At 45.7% G+C, this 5,990-nt stretch carries 6 protein-coding genes; 5 read left to right on the forward strand and 1 reads right to left on the reverse strand.

Translation table 11 applies throughout. The annotated features are described in order from the left end of the window. Positions 1-192: 192 nt before the first annotated feature. The 3 genes from PX482_RS01830 to PX482_RS01840 are packed head-to-tail and all read left to right on the forward strand — an operon-like array spanning position 193 to position 3,141. The gene (locus tag PX482_RS01830) at positions 193-1,140 is read left to right on the forward strand and encodes a hypothetical protein (RefSeq protein WP_288095744.1); all 948 of its coding nucleotides are present in this window, start codon (positions 193-195) and stop codon (positions 1,138-1,140) included. 21 nt (positions 1,141-1,161) lie between these two features. Continuing rightward, entirely contained in the window at positions 1,162-2,253 is a 1,092-nt protein-coding gene (locus PX482_RS01835; protein ID WP_288095746.1) for a hypothetical protein, read from the forward strand. Positions 2,254-2,277: 24 nt separating this feature from the next. Beyond that, on the forward strand, positions 2,278-3,141 hold the full coding sequence (locus PX482_RS01840; RefSeq protein WP_288026990.1) for a hypothetical protein: 864 nt from the start codon (positions 2,278-2,280) through the stop codon (positions 3,139-3,141). An 18-nt stretch (positions 3,142-3,159) separates the two neighbouring features. Here the strand turns inward: PX482_RS01840 and PX482_RS01845 are convergent, their stop codons facing one another. Beyond that, entirely contained in the window at positions 3,160-3,792 is a 633-nt protein-coding gene (locus PX482_RS01845) for a Uma2 family endonuclease (RefSeq protein ID WP_288026992.1), read from the reverse strand. 52 nt (positions 3,793-3,844) lie between these two features. On the opposite strand from PX482_RS01845, the gene PX482_RS01850 reads away from it, so the two are divergent. Beyond that, entirely contained in the window at positions 3,845-4,846 is a 1,002-nt protein-coding gene (locus PX482_RS01850) for a DUF4438 domain-containing protein (RefSeq protein ID WP_288026994.1), read from the forward strand. 302 nt (positions 4,847-5,148) lie between these two features. Next, positions 5,149-5,625: a response regulator transcription factor gene (locus PX482_RS01855; protein WP_223212958.1), complete on the forward strand. Its 477-nt coding sequence runs from the start codon at positions 5,149-5,151 to the stop codon at positions 5,623-5,625. Positions 5,626-5,990 lie beyond the last annotated feature (365 nt).

Consider the following 5,990-nt stretch of genomic DNA (forward strand, 5'->3'; position numbering starts at 1 on the left):
GGGGGTTATAAGGGATGGAACCCTTATAGAGAAAGGCATTTAGCGATTTTTGTCAATTGTTTTTTATCTAGAGCGAACTAATCAATTAAGTCTCTTGCCAGATAAGGATTTAGTCGATTTATGCCCCCCTATCGAACCATACCAAGTAACGAAGAACCCATAAACTTAGAGTTTTTAAGCAGGAGAGTACGGATGATGACACCTAGTACGAAAAGAGAAACTGTACCAGCACCTAACACAGTAATTCACAAGAGGATTCAAGGCATTACTGAGGCAATTCTGAGCCTTGCTGATGCCAAACCAGGGTCAAGTGCTGACAAGGCAGTAGGAAACAACACAAATTCCGCAAATATGACAAAAGCTGGATTAGCAGATATCGCCAATGCTATTAACAATTTGCAGCTATCTGTGAAAGTACCTGCTCCAAACATTTCCATCAATATCTCTGTCTACATACTCCTCATTAACCTCAATATTTTTATCTGGTGGTGGCTGTGTCGCAATAAACGAGACAGGATGGGTTGTTTGATGAACAATATGCGGCAATCGAAATTATGGGATCAAGCAATGAAGGGATACAGTGGAAAAAATGAACTTGAAAAGCGATTTACATCTATCTTTGAAACGCCTGTAGAGTCTATCGGTTTAAGCTCCGAATCTTTAGGTGAACCAACTCTACAAGAAAAAGAGGAAGGCGAACAAAAATGGATGGATTTTGCTTCAACGATCCAGGATTTGTGTATGGAACTGTTGGGTTCTTTTGCGGTTGAATCCCCTGAAGCCAGACAACAAGCCGCTCCCCCAGCACCACCACGGCTAGAATTATTTCCTACTTCTTTAGAGGAGCAACTGACAGAGGAAAACCTAGCGCCAGCCCTGCCCTTACTTCACGAACTCAGTCAAGTTGAAGCCAGCTTGACACAAGAAGATCTGGACGTTGCCAATTTAGATCGTCTAGAAAGACAACTGGAAGTCCTGCAAAACAAATTAGCCGAGCATCCAGATTTGTTCAATGAAGATCTGGCCAGGAGTGCCTCAGAACCCTTGGGGAACAGTAAGCTCGCCCTGCGCTACCAGCGCCTGATCCAACTCCAGCAATTACGTCAATTAATCCTTCAATATTTTGCCTCAAATAGTTAAATCGCCGCAAGGAATCCAACCATGACCTACAACACCACAGAAACCATTCAACGCTTGTGGGCAACCTTTTTGAGAGATCAATTAGGAGCGATGCCACCGGAAGAGCGCCAACAGTACGAACAGCAACTCGAAGACCGTTTCGGTGAACTACTCAAGGGGGCGGCCGACGGTTCCAGTAGTCCCGATAGTTTCCTCGATTTAATGGGATTTGGACCCAAAGGACCGATTCCCTTCGAGAACGTTTCCTATCCCTATATCCAGCCAGATTTCGATGATTCCGTCGTTCCTAGTCAACTCCACGCCGCCGCCGAACTGTACTATATCTACCAACACGAACGGATGAAAGTTTTTCAAGTCATCCAAGTGCTGCAGCGTCTGTTTAGAGAGGGACGGATGCGGATTCAACGGGGACCGGGGGCGCGAGGTCTATATTTACTTGACAAATGGAAACCTTTGCGCTATACGATCCGCGATCGGATGATGGCCTACCGTCGCGCCTTTAACTACGGTAATGCCCAACCAGCTTCGGGGGCGATCATTAACCGCAATTTTCATCGGCAATTAGTCGGGTTTATGGTAGCTGTAGCCCAATATTTCCGGGATTTATTGATCGGGGAAGTAATTCGCGGCGGCACTCTCATTGAACAGCGACCCTTTGGCAGTATTGGCACAGTTCAACGCATCGGCTTGGATCTGCGCTATGCTCTCGATCGCTCCACCTACGGTAACATTTTGGCCCTGACGATGGAAACCGGACATTATCTCAATACGGTTCTCAACCTTTTGGATGCAGCCGATATCAAAAAAGCCTTCGATGCTAATACCAAATGGGATGTGATCGAAATCGTCTCCAATCGCTATCTGGGGGGTATTGCCGAACCTTCCCAACGGGCAAAAATGGCGGAAAGCGGTCGTCGGATTCTGCAATTTGTGGCTGATAACGACTTTAAAACCGCCCTTGACCCGATTTTATTCCAATCGGAACTCAGACCCATGGGTCCCCACTCGGAAGCTTGGTTAGCTGCCTATCGCATGACTCCCGAAGGCCGGGCCTTTCCGGGGGTAACTCCGGCGCTACGCAGTGTTATCGGTTCGGAGTCTGCTGGGGTGTAACGCTATTTTTTTAGAGGTGTCCCGATGAGTGCCACTCTTTTGCCCGATTTCTCCATTAACCTCAATCAACGCCGTTGGTCTTGTGTCCTCGATCCCAACCTGGCCTTATCGGATTATGGTCTGCTCCTGGTCAAACAATTAGGACGATTTCTCGAATTATGGATAGCGCGAGAATTTTGGCATCTAATTGATAATAGCGATGTTTTCGATCGCTGGCGGCCTTGGCTAGAAGCGTCCCCAGAGAAGGGCAATTGCCCATCCCTTCTTACTCCGGAACTTTCTTCTCAAACCCGTCGCACTTTGCGGGAATGGGAAAGACTGCGACTAGAGACGGATTTAGGTAATCATCATCTATTTTGGATCGGCGATGGGCTTGGTGAATCCCTTTTGCCCAAAGAAACCGACAGCAGTTTAGTCAGTCGTTGGGAATGGTTAGCCCGCAGTTTGGATAGACAAATTCACACTGATCTGCTCGGCTATGCTTTCCGAGATGCGATCGCTTTGAGTGCCGCCCTAGGGTCGGCCTTTATCCTAACCCATCGCTCCCCGGAAGATCGGGCCCGCAACTTACCCCCAGTAATCTGTTCCACCTTGGAGAGTTGGGGCATCAACTGTCAGGAAATTGACCAACAAGATGCGATCGCTGCTTTGGAACGGGAACAATTACGCCAGTTATTCATCCAGTCTGGAGTCTCCAAATTGCTCTGGATGGGGTTCCACCCAGTGGTTCTGCATTTAGTGGTTCCGGAAGCAATCAGGATCGCTCCTCCTCCCAGTTGGTGCGAAGATATTTCTGCGAGCGAATTGGAATTAGAAGACTGGTCAGAAACTAGGGGAGAAAAATTTGATTTTTGGCAGGGTGCAAGGGGATTTTGGTATGAGATTTAACGTTGAAAAACCTTCCTTTTATTTTTCCAGCTGACTTCTTACCCAATTCCGAAATGCTTTTACTAACTCTAGGTAATCTGTCTGGCCAGCTTGTTGTAAAAATATAGCAATTTCTAAGATGGGTAAATTAGGAAAAAACTGACTTGTTGGGGAGGTGATATAAGTGCCATTTTGTAATTGTTGGATAACCAGAGATTCCCCATTATAAACCCAAACCTCTGCCACGCCTAGATCTGCATAAACCTGAAGGCGATTTTGAGAACTGCTGGTGACATCAATTTCTATGACTAAATCTGGTGCAGGGTCTTCATTGAAGTCCAGTCGCTTTTTCCCCCGAACCGCCTCAATATTATCAATGTAAAAACATTCATCCGGTTCTGCACCACTCAATTTAGGGCGTTTAAAGGTGGTAGAACCAAGGGGATAAATCGGGACTGCTGATTCTTCCGCTAGGGTTTCGACAAAGCGACCGATGAGGGTTTTACTAAATTCGTGTTCTGGGGAAGGAGCCATGATTTCTAAATTGCCACGATTGTAGGTCAGCCGCAGACGGCGATCGCTCATTTCTTCTAGCAGCGTTTCGTAGGTTTCCCAGCTAATCCCGGACAGGTGAATTATTTCAGCCGGTGGTGCGAGCAGTGTTGCAGTCATAGATTCAAGCAAAAATCCCATGCTTCCATTTTAGAATACTGATAACTGATATATGAATAATTCACGACCAGATAGCGCCAATTCCCTCCGTATTAACCAACCAGACTTAGTAATGGTGGCCGTTGCCGGTCAAATTGCCCATCCAGTCGGTCAGGCTAATCCCTATCGCATCGGTCATGATGGCATACCCCGAATCCTTCCGGCCACCGGGGGAATTGTCCTCAATCAACGGGTTGGCGATCGCTGTGTGGGTTTAATGGGGGATCATATTGAGCCGGGGGTGGCTCTCCATAATAATAGTCGGGAAATTATCGGCAGTCGTCGCGGCCCGAATCTTGCCCTGATTACCTATGCTTGTTTGGGCAATCGCGCTAGGGTGATTACTGGACCTGCCACGGGTCAATCGGGTCTGGTGACGGGAAAACATGGCGGAGTGGACCATGTTTTGGTAGATTTTCCCCCTGCGGTTTTGCGTCGCCTACGGATCGGCGATCGAGTGCAAATCTATAGTTATGGTTTGGGGTTAAAATTATTAGACTATCCGGATCTGCGTTTATTTAACTGTTCCCCCGATTTTCTGCGACGTTGGGGTTTAATTCCTGGCGACCGCACTTTACAAGTACCCGTGACTCATTTTGTCCCTGCTGCTGCTATGGGTTCGGGATTGGGCAAAAATACAGTCTGGCGTGGTGATTATGATATCCAGCTATTCGATCCGCAACTTCGCCGCCGCTATCGTCTTGATACTCTTCGATTTGGCGATTTGGTTGCCATTGGCTCGGCGGATACCCGTCACGGTCCTAGTTACCGTCAAGGTCGGATTACTTTCGGGATTATCGTCCATGGCGATAGTACGGTCAGTGGTCATGGTCCTGGGGTTATGCCTTTACTAACGGGTTCCTGCCAACGTTTACAACCTCTCTACGATAGCAGGGCTAATTTTGCCGCTCTGTTTAATTTGCGATCGCTACCCCCCGCCCAAGTCTATTCTCCTCTGGTCAATTTTTCTGGTATTACCCCTCGGTCTGGGGAAGTTTCTGTTAGTCGCACTTAATTTTTTATGGTTGAGCTAGAAACTCAATTATTGTTAAGTTTTTCTAATTTCTTGGCAAGTTTTTCTGGAAAATTTTACAATGATCTCTTATAGCAAATCAAGCTTCGTCTTAATTAAAACCTCGATTTTTCCCCTAATCTACATTCCCAAATTAAATGTTAAGATTAGCCCAATTATTGGCAGAAATATATTACTGTAATCTTGACAAGACCGTCTTGCACCTACTTTTATTGATTGTTTCCTATTTTTCAGATAGACGAAGCTTTTATTTAGCCAGAAAACAAGTTAGGAGAGAAAAGACAATGAATAACCAGCATCAGCAAAATCTTGGCTCTTTGTTCACCGATGTGTCCTATCAAGTAGTTTCAGAAATTTATAAGCACGATCATCACTACTATATCATCCATCTAAAGGAAGATCAGGAAAAAAATTATTTAAAAGAATTAAAAAAATCTTTTGTTGAGGTGGATCAATTTGAAGTCAACGGTCAATATTTTATTATTCTCGATGTATCCGGTCAAATTAAATCTTCTGCCCAAGAAATCGCCCAACTTCTCTCGGAAAGAGAACTACAAATTGCCACCCTAGTGGCCCTGGGACAGGCTAATAAACAGATAGCCCATCGCTTACATATTAGTGAATGGACTGTTGCCAGCTATTTACGGCGAATTTTTGCCAAATTAGGGGTAGATAGTCGTGCTGCTATGGTCTTCCGTTGTGCCGCTCTCATTCAACTGTTGCAATCAGATTTCGATGTTCAGGAATTAGCAACTATTTAATTGGCTAGGGCTTGCTGAGTAAATCTAAAAACCTTGTTGGATAAGGTTTTTAGACTTTTTTGACCTCAAAAAGTGCCGAACTTTGGAGTGATTGGGGGGAAAATTCCTGGACTTTTTTCCTGAAAATTAGGTAATTGACCACCTGAAAATGAGTAAAACCCCACACCCCACACCCCACACCCCACACCCTGCCACCGGGAAAAACTTTTTCAGCAGACCCTACTTAATTAAGCAGTTACTACTTGGGAAGCTAACCGTTTAAAGGTCAATCTTTCATCGGCCACATCGACAAAAATCGTGTCTCCCCCTTTGAATTCGCCGCGCAGAATTGCCTTAGCGATCGGAGTTTCCACATATCTTTGTAC

The organism is Microcystis sp. M53602_WE12 (genome assembly GCF_030065455.1).
GTDB classification, from domain to species: domain Bacteria; phylum Cyanobacteriota; class Cyanobacteriia; order Cyanobacteriales; family Microcystaceae; genus Microcystis; species Microcystis aeruginosa.

Bases quoted from the DNA above. Each gene is read 5' to 3' on its own strand.
- PX482_RS01830 (WP_288095744.1), top strand. From the start codon at position 193: ATGATGACACCTAGTACGAAAAGAGAAACTGTACCAGCACCTAACACA.
- PX482_RS01835 (WP_288095746.1), top strand. From the start codon at position 1,162: ATGACCTACAACACCACAGAAACCATTCAACGCTTGTGGGCAACCTTT.
- PX482_RS01840 (WP_288026990.1), top strand. From the start codon at position 2,278: ATGAGTGCCACTCTTTTGCCCGATTTCTCCATTAACCTCAATCAACGC.
- PX482_RS01845 (WP_288026992.1), bottom strand. From the start codon at position 3,792: ATGACTGCAACACTGCTCGCACCACCGGCTGAAATAATTCACCTGTCC.
- PX482_RS01850 (WP_288026994.1), top strand. From the start codon at position 3,845: ATGAATAATTCACGACCAGATAGCGCCAATTCCCTCCGTATTAACCAA.
- PX482_RS01855 (WP_223212958.1), top strand. From the start codon at position 5,149: ATGAATAACCAGCATCAGCAAAATCTTGGCTCTTTGTTCACCGATGTG.